The organism is Dactylosporangium sp. CA-139114 (genome assembly GCF_050955725.1).
In the GTDB taxonomy this organism is placed as follows: Bacteria; Actinomycetota; Actinomycetes; order Mycobacteriales; family Micromonosporaceae; genus Dactylosporangium.
Genome location: NZ_CP192080.1, coordinates 562,979 through 577,396 on the forward strand (window position 1 = coordinate 562,979; position 14,418 = coordinate 577,396).

The following is a 14,418-nucleotide window of genomic DNA, read 5'->3' on the forward strand; positions in this document are numbered from 1 at the left end:
CCGGCTAGTGTTCTGCGTCAGAAATTCGCCTACAAAATCGGGCGAGTGACTCCAGGATCTCCTCGGCGGTCTTGGTCCAGATGAACGGGCGTGGGTTGCTGTTCCAGTCAGCGATCCACGCCCGGATGTCCGCTTCCAGGGCTTGGACGCTCTTGTGGACGCCGCGGCGGATCTTCTGCTCGCTGAGGAACCCGAACCAGCGTTCGACCTGGTTGATCCAGGACGAGCCGGTCGGGGTGAAGTGCATGTGGATGCGGGGGTGCCGGGCCAGCCAGGCCCGGATGGCCGGGGTCTTATGGGTGCCGTAGTTGTCGCAGATCAGATGCACATCCAGTTCCGCCGGCACGGTCTTGTCGATCGCGACCAGGAACTTCTGGAACTCGGCGGCACGGTGCTGGCGGTGCAGCTGGCTGATCACAGTGCCGTCAGCCACGTTGAACGCGGCGAACAGGCTGGTGATCCCGTTACGGGCGTAGTCGTGGGTACGCCGCTCGGGCATGCCCGGCATCATCGGCAGCACCGGCTGCGAACGGTCCAACGCTTGGATCTGGGACTTCTCGTCAACGCAGAGCACCACCGCCCGTTCCGGTGGGTTGTGATAGAGCCCGACCACGTCAACGACCTTCTCGATGAACAGCGGGTCGGTCGACAGTTTGAACGTGTCCGCCCGGTGCGGTTTCAGCCCGAAGTCCCGCCAGATCCGTCCGATCGTGGACTTCGACAGCCCCGACCGCTGCGCCATCGACGTGCGCGACCAGTGGGTAGCGTTGCGCGGCGTCTGTTCCAGGGTGGCCACCACCACCTCTTCCACCCGGTCCAGGCTGATCGACGGCGGCCGGCCCGGCCGCTGCTCGTCGATCAGCCCGTCCAGACGCTCGGCCAGGAACCGCCGCCGCCACTTGCCCACAGTGGACAGATGCACACCCAAAGCCGTGGCCACATCAGTGTTCGACGTGCCCTCGGCGCACGCCAGAATGATCTTCGCCCGCATCGCCAGGACCTGCGCCGACTTCGCCCGCCGCGACCAGCGGACCAACGTCGCGCGCTCCTCGTCGGACAACACCAGCGGCGGGGTGGGACGCCCGGTCCTCGGCATCCCATCACCCTACACCTATTTATAAGGCGAACTTGTGGCGCGGCACACTAGTGCCGTGACCGCAAACGTTGGCCGGGTTGATGCGGTTGGGGTTGTGTCGTACGTGTGTGCTAGAACGTTGGTGTGCCTCGTCGCCGGGACGCAGCCTTGCCAGTGGTGGTGTATCGCACCGCTCGGGTCGGTCTGCGGTTGACGCGGGCGCAGCGGGAGCGTTGTTTCGGGTTGTTGCGGTCGGCCGGTGATGTGTGGGCGTGCGTGCTGGAGCTCAATGTGTGGCGGCGTCGGCGGCGGGACGCACCGCTGGTGTCGTATCAGGCGTTGTGCCGGGAGTTGGCGGCGTCGGGTCCCGGTACGTTCGGCGATCTGGACAGTGTGGGTGCCCGGTCGGTCCTGCGCCGGTTCTCCGATGCGTGGTTCGCCGCGGCGAAACGCCGCCGGGCCGGCGACAGCACGGCCCGGTTCCCGCGGCGTCGTCGGGGTTTGGTGCCGGTGCGCTGGTATCACGGCACCTACAGCCTGGACGGCCGCCGTCTACGGCTGCCGGCCGCGGCCGGTGCCGCGCCGTTGCGGCTGCGTCTGGACCGGGCGGTGCCGTACCCGGCCGGGCAGGTTCGGTCCGTGACGCTGCTGGCGGAGGGCGGCCGGTTGTGGCTGGAGGTCACCGCCGAGATCCCGGTCGCCGTCCACCCCGGGGGCGCCGCGCCTGACCCTGGCCGGGTCGCCGGCGTGGACCTGGGGGTCATCCACCCGTATGCGGTGGCCGGGCCGGACGGGCACGGGTTGCTGGTGTCCGGGCGGGCGATCCGTGCGGAGCACCGGATGCATCTGGCTGATACGAAGGCCCGCCGCCGGGCCACCGCCGGCCATGCCCCGGCACCTGGACAGCGGGGGTCACGGCGGTGGCGCAAGATGCGCCGCCGGGCCCGGCTGGTCGAGGCCCGGCACCGCCGCCGTATCCGCCAGGCCCAGCACGAAGCCGCGAAGACGGTCATCACCTGGGCCGTGCAGCAGCAGGTCGGGACGCTGAGCGTCGGCGACCCCCGCGGCGTCCTGGACCTCGACGCCGGGCGGCGGCACAACCTGCGGCTCCGGCAGTGGCAGATCGGCCGCGCGATCGCCGTCCTGCGGGACAAGGCCGAACTCGCCGGCATCACCGTGCATCTGGTGGACGAGCGGCGCACCTCGTCCACCTGCCCCGCCTGCCGGCAACGCATCCGGAAACCGGCCGGACGGACCATGACCTGCCACACCTGCAACATCTCCGGGCACCGTGACCTGTTCGCGGCGGCCACCATCGCCACCCGCACCCCCAACGCGGGCGGCGGCACCGACACCACCACGGCGGCCGCGGTGCTGCCCTGCGTGGTCACGCACCGTCGAGCGGGACGGCATCTTCCCGGTGCCGGACCGTCCCGGCGTGACCCCCGCCGACCACACCACCCGCCACCAGCCACGGTGACGGGCGCTGCGGCGGCGCGAGGGCCGGTTGGCCGGCTGAGGCCCGCCCCGCCACCACAACACAAGGTGGTGGGGAGTCGCTCGACCGCAACCGCGGGCGAGGAACCACAAACCCGTCAACGTTTGTGGTCACAGCACTAGCCGCACGTGGCCTTGAAGACCCGCATGGTGTTCTCCCAGGCCAGCTTGCGCAGCTCCGGCTCCGACCAGCCGCGCTCGGACAGCTCGGCCAGCAGCGCCGGATACGCCGACACGTCCGGCAGGCCCTCGGGCACGATCTCGGTGCCGTCGAAGTCGCTGCCCAGCCCGACCGCGTCCACGCCCGCCACCGCGCGCACGTGTTCGACGTGGTCGACCACGTCCCGGACCGTCGTGGGCGGGCTCGGGTTGGCGTCCATCCAGGCCCGGCGCTCCCGCAGGAACTCCGGCGAGTCCCACGGCGCCGCGATCGCGTCCTCCACCCGCGCCAGCTCCTCGCCCCACTCGCGGCAGGCGTCGGTCAGGAAGAACGGCACGAACGTCACCATCACCACGCCGCCGGAGTCGCGTACGCGCAGCAGCACGTCGTCGGGGACGTTGCGGCGGTGCGCGCACAGTGCCCGGGCCGAGGAGTGCGAGAAGAACGCGGGGTGCGCCGAGATGTCCAGGGCCGCGTGCATGGTCTGATCGGACACGTGTGACAGGTCGCAGAGCATCCCGAGGCGGTTCAGCTCCCGCACGACCTCCCGGCCGAACGGCGACAGGCCGTGGGACGCGGGGGTGTCCGTCGCGCTGTCGGCCCAGTCGGTGTTGCGGGAGTGGGTCAGCGTGAGGTACCGAATCCCGAGCTTGTGCAACGAGCGCAGGACCACCAGGGAGTTGTCGAGGCAGTGGCCGCCCTCGGCGCCCAGCAGGCACGCTATGCGGCCGCTGGAGCGGGCCCGCTCGACCTCGTAGGCGTTCGTGGCCAGCGCCAGGGCCGAGGGGTAGCGATCGACCAGGCCCCGGACCAGCTCGACCTGCTCGACGACCTGGACGGCGGCCTGGGGCCCCGGACGGTCGTTCGGCACGTACACGCTCCAGAACTGCGCCCCCACCCCGCCGCGGCGCAGGCGGGGCAGGTCGGTGTGCAGGCCGGTGCCCGACAGGTCGCCGCTCAGATCGACGTCGGTGCCGCGGACCCGCAGGCGCCACGGCAGGTCGTTGTGCCCGTCCATCACCACCAGGCCGTCCAGCACCACTGAGCCGTTCATAGCCCGACCTTAGGGCGCGGATATGCGCGTTTTGCCGTCAACATGCGAACGGTCCTCATATGGTGAGGTCGGGCCGACATGAGGGGGGATCATGGGCAAGTCCAAGAAGAACAGCAGCAGCTTCGACTCCGGCCAGAGCATCGAGCGCGGCATGCACCGCAGCGAAGACGATCTCGGCTACCTGGACCAGGACCTCACCGACGACATGACGATCACGCCAGACTCGATCATGGCGGGCGAGTCGACCAACGCCAACACGGCGACGATGCGCGCGCGCACGAAGACGCAGTCCTCGACGCAGCAGAAGCGCGGCAACCAGCCGGACATGTAGACGACGTCGGTGCCCGTGGCATGACGGGGGATCACGGGCACCGGCGGCACGTGTGGGGGGTAGGACCGTGGCGAACCCACGGCCTGCCCCGCATGCGTTCACAGATCCTTGGTGTAGATCCAGAACACGCGCTCGACCCTGGCTGCCACGGCCTTGGAGTAGAACCCGATCGGGCCCGCCCAGCCGATCTGCGCCGAGCGCAGGCCGAGCGAGTGCTGGTCGGCGAGGCAACGGCGCAGCAGTACCCGTCCCACGCCGAGCCCCTCCGCGGCCGGGGCGGTGCCCATGGGGCCGAACCAGCTCGGGCGGTTGGCGCCGTACGCCGCGAAGCCCAGGATCTCGCCGTCGCGCACGGCCACGTAACAGCCGGCGCCGTCGCGGCCCAGCGACTGCTCGACCTCCCACGCCCAGCCGTCGCCCCAGATCGAGCGCACCCACGGGGCCGCGTCGGGGCCGGCCGGCAGGACCTTCACGCCCTGCCCCTCGAGCCGCGACTCATCCAGCCGCGTCTCGTCGGACCGCGTCTTGCCGGGCTGCGTCTCGTCGGGCCGCGTCTCGCCGGGCCTCGCCTCGGTCGGCTGGTTGAGGCGGGTCAGGTCCGCGGTCATGTTCCAGGCGGTGTCGGTCACCTTGTACCCGGCGCGCCGCGCCAGGCACACCGCTGGCGTGTACCGCACGTCGATGCCCGGCCACGCGTAGCACGGCGGGTTGCCGCCGAGCCGCACGCGCGTGGCGCCCAGGGCGGCGAGGCGCTCCTCGGCCGCGCGCAGCAGCGCCGCCCCGACGCCACGACGGCGCGCCTCCGGCAGCACGGCGAGCAGCTCGACGTGCCCGAGCCGCGGGTCGGCGTCGCTGATGGACGCGAAAGCGACACCGGTACCGTCCGAGGCCCCCACCCGCACCACCACCCGCCCACGAGGCGGCGCCGCGAGCCGGTTCGCGAGCACATCGGCCTCGGCGGCGTCTTCCGGCAGGTCGAGCGCCCGGGCGAGGAGCGCCCCAACCCCGCCAACACCGTCGAGCTCCCCGATCATTTGGTAAACATACCTAACTGTTTGCACGCGCGTCCGCCCACGTCACGCGGATGTGAGCAAAATGCAAACCACCGCTCTCGTTGCGCTGGAATCCGACAAAGGCCGCACATGCCAAATATCGCCTGACGGGCTATAAATCCTGAAAACTGCGGGGCGGCTCCCCGCGCAACCGGGACCGGACCAGGTGGTCGCGGCAACCAGCGGCAATGAGCCCCGGCGCGCGGCCAGGACCACTCCGGCGACCTGAGTGCGGTGCTGCGCGCGTTGGCCCTGGCTGGATGGCCGCCAACCGGCGCTCCACGCCTGCGGCAGCCGAGAATTGCCCGACTTGTGACGCGGCCAGCCGATCGCACCAAGCGCTCAACCGCTGACCCCTTCGGGCGCGGCTGCGCAGGGGGCAATCACGAACCCCCGCCGACGGCGCGGGGCGTGCGGTAGGCGTGAAATGCCCGACATGTCGGACCGAACCCCGGTGGCACGGGCCGCCCCGGATCGCCGCACCGTCGCCGGGCGTCAAATGCACCGTCAATTCCCTTATATCCGACTCCGGCACCCAGGCCCTCAAGCGCGCCTCGGTTTGTGGGCCCGAACTGGCGGCGCCAGTTGGCATCCCACGCCGGCGCGGGCCGCGCCGGCCGTCAGACCGTGAGGGACCCAGGCCCCGGTCGCTACCGATCGCCTGCCGCGCCGGCGTCCCCGTGAACGGCCGCGCTCGGGTCACCGCCGGTCGCCTGACACGCCGTCGCTTGAAGATCGAACGGCCTGTCGATGCTCGTCGGTGAGCCCGTGCGGCCTGGGTGGCCGAGTCGGTCCGGACCGCAGCGCCGCCGGATGCCGCTGGCCCGTGCCGGCCGGCGCTGGGGCGGCGAGCGGAGCAGCGCCGTCCGTGGCCGGTGCGGCCTGGGTGGCCGAGTCGGTCCGGACCGCAGCGCCGCCGGATGCCGCTGGCCCGTGCCGGCCGGTGCTGGGGCGGCGAGCGGAGCAGCGCCGTCCGTGGCCGGTGCGGCCTGGGTGGCCGAGTCGGTCCGGACCGCAGCGCCGCCGGATGCCGCTGGCCCGTGCCGGCCGGTGCTGGGGCGGCGAGCGGAGCAGCGCCGTCCGCGAGGCCGGCGGCAACGCGTCGGCGACGACGACGTCGGACGTCGAAGGCCTCCTCTCGGTCGCGGGCCGAGGCCATCGACCGTTTGGGCGGACGAGGCGCGCACGCCACCGGGTGTACGGCTTCCTCGGCCAGGGCGGCCGCGAAAAGGCCGGCGACGACAGGCTCGTCGGCCAGCGCCCCACCGCAGCCCGCACCCCTCCGCCCCTTCGCCTCGTCGCGTCCGGGAGCCCACTGGCTCCCGCAGCGCCACACCACGACAAGCCCCGCAGGCCCGTCGGCACTGTGGCCCGAGCTCGCCGTGGCCCGGCGAGGCGACGCCCGCACTGCCGATGCGCCGGTTTCGGTATCACGCGCGACCGTCGTACTCGGACCCAGAAGACCGGGGGGAGTGGTCGGCTCATGGCAGAGGAAGGCTCGATGAAGGGTGGGCGAAGGAGTTCACGTGGCTCCAGGGTGCCCCGTTCCGACTTGCTAAAAGCACCATACAGGATTCATAAAAACTGATGAACTTGATCGATACGCTCGATAGTTGTGTGGAAACGGGGGCCGGGTTTGGGCGGGGTTGTTGGGCGGGATCGACGGGGGCAGGAGGTCGCGCATCAGGGTTCAAGGGGGGCTGGGCTAGGGCGAAGGGGTCTTGAGCGCGACCGCGGCCTGGACCGCCGCGTAAGCGTCGATCAGGCCCGCGCCGATGGTGTTCGACAGGGCGCCGCACGCGGTGCCGCCCGGCGTCGCCGGGCGTGTCGTTGAGCGCAGGATCTCGCGCGTCCTGGCGATGTTGCCGATCAGCGACGGGTTGGCCGACCACATCAGCGCGACCACGCCCGCCACGTGGGGCGTCGCCATCGACGTGCCGCTCAGCTCGTCGTAGCCGCCGCCCGGCAGGGCCGACAGGATGTCCACGCCCGGGGCCACCACGTCCGGCTTCGACAGGCCGTCGGCCGTCGGGCCGCGGCTGGAGAAGTCGGCCACGCGCGCGGTGCGGTCCACGGCGCCGACCGTCAGGGTCGCGGCGTAGTTCGCCGGGGGGTCGGTGATGGAGCCGCAGCGCGGGCCGGTGTTGCCCGCCGCCGCGACGAAGAAGATGCCCGCGGCGGTGAAGGCGTCGATCGCGGGGCGCATCGAGAACTCGTCGCAGCCCTCGACGGCCGGGCAGCCCCACGAGTTCGTCAGCACCTGCGGGGCGCGCTCCGGGTGGCCCGCGTGCCAAGGGTCGGCGCCCGGCGCGTAGGGGGCGAGCATGAACTGCAGGCACGTCACGTAGTTGGCCATGCTGCCCAGGTTGCGGGGCAGGTTCTCGCACGCGGTCCACTCGGCGCCGGGCGCGACGCCGACGTCCTTGCCGACCGCGGTGGCCATGGTGTGCGTGCCGTGGCCGTTGTGGTCCGTGGGCGTGCGCGCGCCGTTGTAGGGGTCGAGCCACGAGTCGTTGCCGCCGCGGAAGTTGCCCCGCAGGGCCGGGTGGGTGCCGTCGACGCCCGAGTCCGAGCTGCCCACGACGATGCCCTTGCCGGTGGAGTACCGCTCCCAGACCCGATCCGCCCCGATCAGCGTCAGGTTCCAGGGCGTCGACGTCGGCGCGGGCCGCGACCCGTGCATCGGCGCGGCGACGGCCGGCAGCGGGCGCAGTTGCGGGTTGAGCAGCACGTGGGCGACGTCGGAGCGGCCCGCCAGCCACTGCCGGGCGACCGGGCCGGCGTCCACCTCGATGCCGTTGACGAGGTAGAACGGGGTGAACGCGACGTGCTTGGAGCGCAGGTCGGCCCGCAGCGCGGCCTGGGAGCGCTCGGCGGTCGCGACCAGCCGCTCGTAGGTCGCCCGCCCCCGCTCGCCGCGATCGGCCATCGAGGCGAGCCCGCTCAGGTCGGCCTGCTCGCGCATGACCACGAAGAGCCGTTCGCCGTGCAGCCCGGGCCGCCCGAGCCCGACATACACCGTCGCGCCCGCCGCGGCCACCACGAGCGCGAGCGCCCCGGCGAGCCAGGCGTGCCAGCGCACCCGCCGGAACACGACCAGCAGCAGGATCGCGGTGAGCACGGCCAGCACGCCCGCCGCGGCGGCGGCGATGGCGCCCCAGTAGAGCCCGTCGCGCAGGCCCAGGATCAGCGAGGTCTCGTCGGGGTCGACGAATGCGAGCGGGCCGAACAGCACCGGCGTGAGCAGCGCGACGACCGAGGGCATCCCGGCCCGGCGCAGCGCGGCCAGGACGAACGCGGTCGGGGGCACGCTCAGCAGGGCGAAGAGCTGCACCGCCGGCTCGCCGACGCCGGCCGCGAGCGGCACGAGCGCCACGCCCGCGAGCAGGCCGCCCACCGCCACCCGGCCCCAGGCGTTGGCGCCCGTCGGCGTGCGGATGGTGAGCGTGAGCAGCGGGCGGGTCGCGAGCCAGGCGATCGCGAGCGCCGCCACCAGGGCGAGCACGGTCTCGGCGGCCCCGCCGAGCGCGCCTGCCCACAGCCACGGCAGCAGGAGCAGCAGCCCGACGGCGAGCGACAGCCACGGCATCCAGCGGTCCGGCTCGGTGCGTGGCCGCAGTGGCCCGGTGACGAGCCGGTGGACCAGGGCCGCCGCGGCGGCGAGCGCGGCCAGGACGGCGAGATAGAACTCGTGATAGGTCGGCGGCACGAGGCGTGCGACGGTCAGCAGCGCCCCGAAACCGGTGGTGAGGGCCCACTGCCGGCCCGCCAGCCGCGCGAACCACACCGGTGACAGCAGGCCGAGCAGCAGCGCCGGCACCCCGGCCAGCGCCAGGCCGGTCACCGCGACCGCGAGCCACAGCGCGCGCGGCGCCGACTCGCCCTCGATGGTGAGCGTGTCGTCGACGAGCCAGAGGCCCGCATTCAGCGCCACGATGACGAACGGCACCCAGAGGCCGAGCACGATGGTGAGGGCGAGCGACCAACCCCAGCTTCGTCTCGACGGCGCTGTCATGGTCCGGATGCTACGGGCCGGGTATGACAAAACGTGAGGACGCGGGAGGGAGACTGAGGGGCATGGCCGAAACCGTGGACGCGGTCGTCATCGGCGCCGGGCACAACGGCCTGGTCGCCGCGAACATGCTCGCCGACGAGGGCTGGGACGTCGTCGTGCTCGAGGCGACCGAGCACGCCGGCGGGGCGGTCCGCTCGGCCGAGATCACCGCGCCCGGGTTCCTCAACGACCTGTGCAGCGCGTTCTATCCGCTGTCGGCCGCCTCGCCGCCGCTGCAGGCGCTCGACCTGGAGTCGCACGGCCTGCGCTGGACACACGCGCCCGAGGTGGTGGCGCACCTGTTCCCCGACGGCCGCGCCGCCGTGATCAGCCGCGAGCTCGACCTCACGGCCGAGTCGCTCGAACGGTTCGCGGCGGGCGACGGCAAGGCTTGGCGGCAGTGGTACTCCGAGTGGCGCAACCTCGCCTCCGCGCTCGTCCCCGCCCTGCTCACCCCGTTCCCGCCGATCCGCGCCGGCGCCCGCCTCGCGCGGACCGCGGGCGTCGGCGGCACGCTGCGGCTCGGGCGGCGTTTCCTGGTGCCCGCGCGCGTGCTGGGCGAGGAGCTGTTCGCGGGCGAGGGCGCCCGGATGCTGCTCACCGGCCTGGCCCTGCACACCGATCTGGCCCCCGACGACGCGGCCGGCGGCGGCTTCGGCTGGCTGCTGGCGATGCTGGCGCAGCAGCACGGCTTCCCGGTGCCCGTGGGCGGCGCGCAGCAGATCACCGAGGCCCTGCTGCGCCGCTTCTCCGGCGTCGTGCACCGCCGCGCGGCGGTCGAGGAGGTGATCGTGGGCGGCGGCCGGGCGCTCGGCGTGCGCTGCGCGGACGGGCGGCTCTTCCGGGCCCGCCGGGCGGTCGTCGCGGACGTGCCCGCGCTCCCGCTGTACCAATCGATGATCAAGCCGGAGCATCTGCCCGGGCGGCTGCTGGCGGATCTGGCCGGCTTCCGCTGGGACAACGCCACGCTGAAGATCGACTGGGCGCTCTCCGGCCCGGTGCCGTGGATCTCGCCGGACGTCGCCGGGGCCGGCACGGTGCACGTGGGCTCGGACCCCGTGCGATACGCGGCGGACCTGTCGACCGGCCGCCCGCCCGAGGAGCCCTTCCTGCTCGTGGGCCAGATGACGACGGCCGACCCGAGCCGTTCACCGGCCGGGACCGAGTCGCTGTGGGCGTACACCCATCTCCCTCGCGGTGTCACCGCGGAGCAGGTGTCCGCCCACGCGGAGCGCGTCACCGACGTGCTGCGGCGCCACGCGCCGGGCTTCGACGACCTGGTGCTCGCCCGGCACGTGTCCGGCCCCGGGGAGCTGCAGGCCAAGGACCCCTCGCTGGTCGGCGGGGCGATCAACGGCGGGACGGCCGGGGCCTACCAGCAGGTCGTCTGGCGGCCGACGGCCGGGCTCGGGCGGGCGGACACGCCGATCGACCGGTTGTACCTCGCCAGCGCGAGCGCCCACCCGGGTGGCGGGGTGCACGGCGCGCCGGGTGCGAACGCGGCGCGCGCGGCGCTGGCCCGCAACCGGCCCGTGCTCGGCGACGCGTACCAGGCCGCGATCCGCGCGGCCCTGCGCCGCATCTACCCGTGACTAGCCCTTGCGGCGCTCGGCGAGGTCGGCCAGGCGCTGCAGGGCCTCGTTGTTGCGGAAGTGCAGGAAGACGTCGCCGACCTTGTTGCGCACACCCAGCATCGGGCCTTCGGTGAACTGCTCCTGCATCGTGATCCGGGTCGCCTGCTCGTCGAGCGGGTCGAGGGTGAACCGCACGTGGCCCGCGCCGAGCGGCCAGACGTGGACCTTCAGCAGCAGCATCCGGCCCGGGTCCCAGTCCAGGGACTCGCTGCGGTCCTTGATCGACACCGGCCAGGGGCCCGCCTTGTGGTGCAGCCGAGACCCGGGGGCCGGCCAGGCCTCGTCGACGTCTCGGACATGTGCGGTGCCGACCACCCAGTCGGAGTACGACCAGCCGTCGGAGAGCACGGAGTACACGGTCTCGGCGGGTGCGCGCACGATGCGTTCGGTGATGGACACGTCACCTCTCATTCCCCCGCCCGGGCATCTCACACCAGCGGCGTGACGGGCGAGGCTACCGTGTAGTAGTGCGCCGTGAACCCTCCACGTCCCGCTTCGAGTCCTCGCGCCTGTCGCCCGCGCGCCGCGCCGGCGACGTGGCCCGCCTGCGCCGGGAGCGCTTCGACGTCCTGATCATCGGCGGTGGCGTGACGGGCGCCGGAGCCGCGCTCGACGCCGCCTCCCGCGGCCTGTCGGTCGCGCTGATCGAGGCCCGCGACCTGGCCGCCGGCACGTCGAGCCGGTCCTCCAAGCTCATCCACGGCGGCCTGCGCTACCTCGAGCAGCTGGAGTTCGGCCTGGTCACCGAGGCTCTTCAGGAGCGCGGCCTGCTCGCGTCCCGGCTCGCGCCGCACCTCGTGCGCCCCGTGCCGATCCTGGTGCCGCTGCCGTCCCACCGCGGCTTCGCCGGGCTGGGGCAGCGGGTCTGGCAGCGCGCCTACTACGGTGCCGGCGTCGGGCTCTACGACGCCTTCGCCGCGACCGCGCGCCTGCGCCGCTCCTCGCCGCGGGGGATGCCCCTGCACCGGCACCTGTCGCGGGCGGAGACGCACCGCCGCTTCCCCTCGCTGCGCGAGGACGCGATCAGCGGCGCGATCCAGTACTACGACGGCCAGGTTGACGACGCCCGGCTGGTCGCGACGCTGGCCCGCACCGCGGCCGGTCTCGGCGCCGCGATCGTGCCCAGCGCCCGCGCGGTCGGCCTGCTGCGCGACGCGCGCGAGGTCACCGGCGTGCGCGTGCGGGACCTGGAGTCGCGCGAGGAGTTCGAGGTCCGGGCGCGCACGGTCGTCGCCGCGACCGGCGTGTGGATGGACGACATCGCCGGCATGCTCTCGGGCGAGGGGCCGCGCGAGTCCGCCGGCTTGCAGGTGCGGGCCAGCAAGGGGGTGCATCTGGTCGTACCGCGCTCGGCCATCACGGGAGAGGCCGGACTCATCCTGCGTACGCCCACGTCGGTCCTCTTCGTCATCCCGTGGGGCGGCCACTGGATCATCGGCACCACGGACACGGACTGGACCCTGGACCGGGGTCACCCCGCGGCGTCGGCGACGGACATCGCCTACCTGCTGGGCCAGGTCAACGCCGTGCTGGACCGCCCCCTGGGCATGCAGGACATCGAGGGCGTCTACGCGGGCCTGCGCCCACTGCTCTCCCGGGAGGCGCGGCACCGCCAGCCCCACAGCCGCGACGAGCAGACGTCGGCGCTCTCGCGCACCCACGCCGTCGTCGAGCCCATGCTGGGCCTGATGCTGATCGCCGGCGGCAAGTACACGACGTATCGCGTGATGGCGGCGGACGTCATCGACCGGGTGGCCCATCGCCTGGGCGGCCTGCGCCGGCACGGCGGCCTGGTGCCCGCGTCGCGGACGGCGGACCTGCCGCTGCTCGGCGCGGACGGATACCACCCGCTGTGGACGAACCGGGCGGATCTGGCCCGCCGGCACGGCCTGCCCGTGGGCGTCCTGGAGCACCTGCTCGAGCGCTACGGCTCGCTGGCCTTCGAGGTGCTCGCGCTCGACCCGCAGCTGCGCCGCCCGGTCGCGGGCGCGCCGGAGTACCTGGCGGCGGAGGTGGCGTACGCGGCCCTGGCCGAGGGCGCGCTGCACCTGGAGGACGTGCTGACCCGGCGCACGCGGATCTCGTTCGAGACGGAGCACCGCGGGACGGCCTCGGCCCAGGACGCGGCCCGCGTGATGGGCGACGTGCTGGGCTGGGACGCGGCGACGCGCTCGCGCGAGGTGGACCACTACCTGGCGCGGGTGGCGGCGGAGCAGGAGTCGCAGCGCATGCCGGACGACCTGACCGCGGACGCGGCCCGCCTCGGCGCCCCGGACGTCCGGGGCTTCCAGGCGGACCGCGCGACCGTGCTCCAGGACAGGGTCTAGTGCTCTGACCACGAACGTTCACGGTGTTGGATGACACGCCGCTCGACCTCCGGGCTGGGCGGCGTGTGTGGTCTCAGGCTGTGGCGGTGGCAGAACCCGTGCGTGTGCGGCGGCTGTCTGACCAGGAGGGTCAGCAGCTGCTCCGGATAACCAGACGTGGGACCGGCTCAGCGATCCGATTGCGGCGGGCGATGGTCGTGCTCGCGTCGGCTGGCGGGAACAGCGTGCCGGTGATCGCGAGGCTGGTCCAGGCCGATGAGGACTCGGTCCGGCAGGTCATTCACCGGTTCAACGAGATGGGCATGGCCAGCCTCAACCCTCGGTGGGCGGGTGGCCGTCCCCGCCTGATCAGTGAAGACGACGAAGCGTTCATCGTCGCGACGGCCAACACCCGACCCGAAGCCCTCGGCCAGCCGTTCACCCGGTGGAGCCTGCGCAAACTCGCCGACTACCTCGCCCACAACCACGGCCCGCGCCGGGTCAAGGTCGGCCGGGAACGACTCCGGCAGCTGCTGCGCAAGCACGACATCACCTTCCAGCGGACCAAGACGTGGAAGGAGTCCAACGACCCCGCCAAAGAGGCCAAGCTCGCCCGGATCGAGCAGGTCATGACCAGGTTCCCGGACCGGGTCTTCGCGTTCGACGAGTTCGGACCGCTCACGATCCGCCCGCACGGCGGCGCGACCTGGGCGCCGACCGGGCACCCCGGCCGGCTCCCGGCGAACTACCACAAGCTGCACGGGGTGCGGCAGTTCCACGGCTGCTACAGCGTCGGCGACGACACCCTCTGGGGCGTCGTGCACCGGCGCAAGTCCGCAGCGAACACCCTGGCCGCACTCCAGTCGATCCGCCGCGCCAGACCGGACGGCGCACCGATCTACATCATCCTGGACAACCTGTCCGCCCACCGCGGTCTGAAGATCCGCCAGTGGGCGGCCCGTAACCGGGTCGAGCCGTGTTTCACCCCGACGTATTCGTCCTGGGCAAACCCCATCGAAGCGCACTTCGGGCCGCTACGAACGTTCACCGTCGCCGGGTCGAACCGCGCGAACCACCCCGCCTCGACGAAGGCCATCCACGCCTACCTGCGCTGGCGCAACGCCAACGCCCGCCACCCCGACGTCCTCGCCGCCCAACGCCGTGAACGCGCCCGCATCCGTTCCGAACGCCAACGCAGATGGGGCCAGCCCACCAGGCGAACGGCGGCCTGACCGACACCGTGAACGTTCGTGGT

Annotated in this window: 10 protein-coding genes; 5 read left to right on the plus strand and 5 right to left on the minus strand. The window is 72.8% G+C overall.

Going from position 1 to position 14,418, the window contains the following annotated elements:
* Positions 1-4: 4 nt before the first annotated feature.
* Positions 5-1,096, minus strand: a complete 1,092-nt coding sequence (locus ACQP2P_RS02580) for an IS630 family transposase (protein WP_433612897.1) — start codon at positions 1,094-1,096, stop codon at positions 5-7.
* A gap of 243 nt (positions 1,097-1,339) precedes the next feature.
* On the opposite strand from ACQP2P_RS02580, the gene ACQP2P_RS02585 reads away from it, so the two are divergent.
* On the plus strand, positions 1,340-2,695 hold the full coding sequence (locus tag ACQP2P_RS02585; RefSeq protein WP_433618929.1) for an RNA-guided endonuclease TnpB family protein: 1,356 nt from the start codon (positions 1,340-1,342) through the stop codon (positions 2,693-2,695).
* Here the strand turns inward: ACQP2P_RS02585 and ACQP2P_RS02590 are convergent.
* Entirely contained in the window at positions 2,692-3,786 is a 1,095-nt protein-coding gene (locus tag ACQP2P_RS02590) for a dipeptidase (RefSeq protein ID WP_433612901.1), read from the minus strand. The two genes, ACQP2P_RS02585 and ACQP2P_RS02590, sit on opposite strands and share 4 nt — an antisense overlap.
* Before the next feature lie 91 nt (positions 3,787-3,877).
* Here ACQP2P_RS02590 and ACQP2P_RS02595 point away from each other — a divergent pair, with 91 nt between their 5' ends.
* A complete protein-coding gene (locus tag ACQP2P_RS02595) occupies positions 3,878-4,117 on the plus strand; it encodes a hypothetical protein (protein ID WP_433612903.1) in 240 nt (79 codons plus the stop codon).
* A 98-nt stretch (positions 4,118-4,215) separates the two neighbouring features.
* Here the strand turns inward: ACQP2P_RS02595 and ACQP2P_RS02600 are convergent, their stop codons facing one another.
* Together ACQP2P_RS02600 and ACQP2P_RS02605 are read right to left on the minus strand one after the other, a co-directional pair.
* Entirely contained in the window at positions 4,216-5,151 is a 936-nt protein-coding gene (locus ACQP2P_RS02600; protein WP_433612905.1) for a GNAT family N-acetyltransferase, read from the minus strand.
* 1,723 nt (positions 5,152-6,874) lie between these two features.
* Positions 6,875-9,184 carry a S8 family serine peptidase gene (locus ACQP2P_RS02605; protein ID WP_433612907.1) on the minus strand — a complete coding sequence of 770 codons (2,310 nt, stop codon included), beginning with the start codon at positions 9,182-9,184 and terminating at the stop codon, positions 6,875-6,877.
* 62 nt (positions 9,185-9,246) lie between these two features.
* Between ACQP2P_RS02605 and ACQP2P_RS02610 the strand changes: the two genes are divergently transcribed.
* A complete protein-coding gene (locus tag ACQP2P_RS02610; protein ID WP_433612909.1) occupies positions 9,247-10,815 on the plus strand; it encodes a phytoene desaturase family protein in 1,569 nt (522 codons plus the stop codon).
* On the opposite strand, the gene ACQP2P_RS02615 is transcribed toward ACQP2P_RS02610, so the two are convergent.
* Positions 10,816-11,256 (minus strand): SRPBCC family protein, encoded by a 441-nt coding sequence (locus ACQP2P_RS02615; protein WP_433612911.1) that lies wholly within the window; start codon positions 11,254-11,256, stop codon positions 10,816-10,818. It lies immediately after the preceding gene.
* Between the two features lie 68 nt (positions 11,257-11,324).
* Between ACQP2P_RS02615 and ACQP2P_RS02620 the strand changes: the two genes are divergently transcribed.
* Both ACQP2P_RS02620 and ACQP2P_RS02625 read left to right on the plus strand, forming a co-directional pair.
* Positions 11,325-13,184, plus strand: coding sequence for a glycerol-3-phosphate dehydrogenase/oxidase (locus ACQP2P_RS02620; protein WP_433612913.1), 1,860 nt, complete (start codon positions 11,325-11,327; stop codon positions 13,182-13,184).
* 86 nt (positions 13,185-13,270) lie between these two features.
* Entirely contained in the window at positions 13,271-14,395 is a 1,125-nt protein-coding gene (locus tag ACQP2P_RS02625) for an IS630 family transposase (protein ID WP_433612915.1), read from the plus strand.
* Positions 14,396-14,418: the final 23 nt, after the last annotated feature.

What these genes read in the sequence shown, in the direction of transcription:
- ACQP2P_RS02580 (WP_433612897.1), bottom strand. Translation starts at nt 1,096, where the DNA reads ATGCCGAGGACCGGGCGTCCCACCCCGCCGCTGGTGTTGTCCGACGAG.
- ACQP2P_RS02590 (WP_433612901.1), bottom strand. Translation starts at nt 3,786, where the DNA reads ATGAACGGCTCAGTGGTGCTGGACGGCCTGGTGGTGATGGACGGGCAC.
- ACQP2P_RS02595 (WP_433612903.1), top strand. Translation starts at nt 3,878, where the DNA reads ATGGGCAAGTCCAAGAAGAACAGCAGCAGCTTCGACTCCGGCCAGAGC.
- ACQP2P_RS02600 (WP_433612905.1), bottom strand. Translation starts at nt 5,151, where the DNA reads ATGATCGGGGAGCTCGACGGTGTTGGCGGGGTTGGGGCGCTCCTCGCC.
- ACQP2P_RS02605 (WP_433612907.1), bottom strand. Translation starts at nt 9,184, where the DNA reads ATGACAGCGCCGTCGAGACGAAGCTGGGGTTGGTCGCTCGCCCTCACC.
- ACQP2P_RS02610 (WP_433612909.1), top strand. Translation starts at nt 9,247, where the DNA reads ATGGCCGAAACCGTGGACGCGGTCGTCATCGGCGCCGGGCACAACGGC.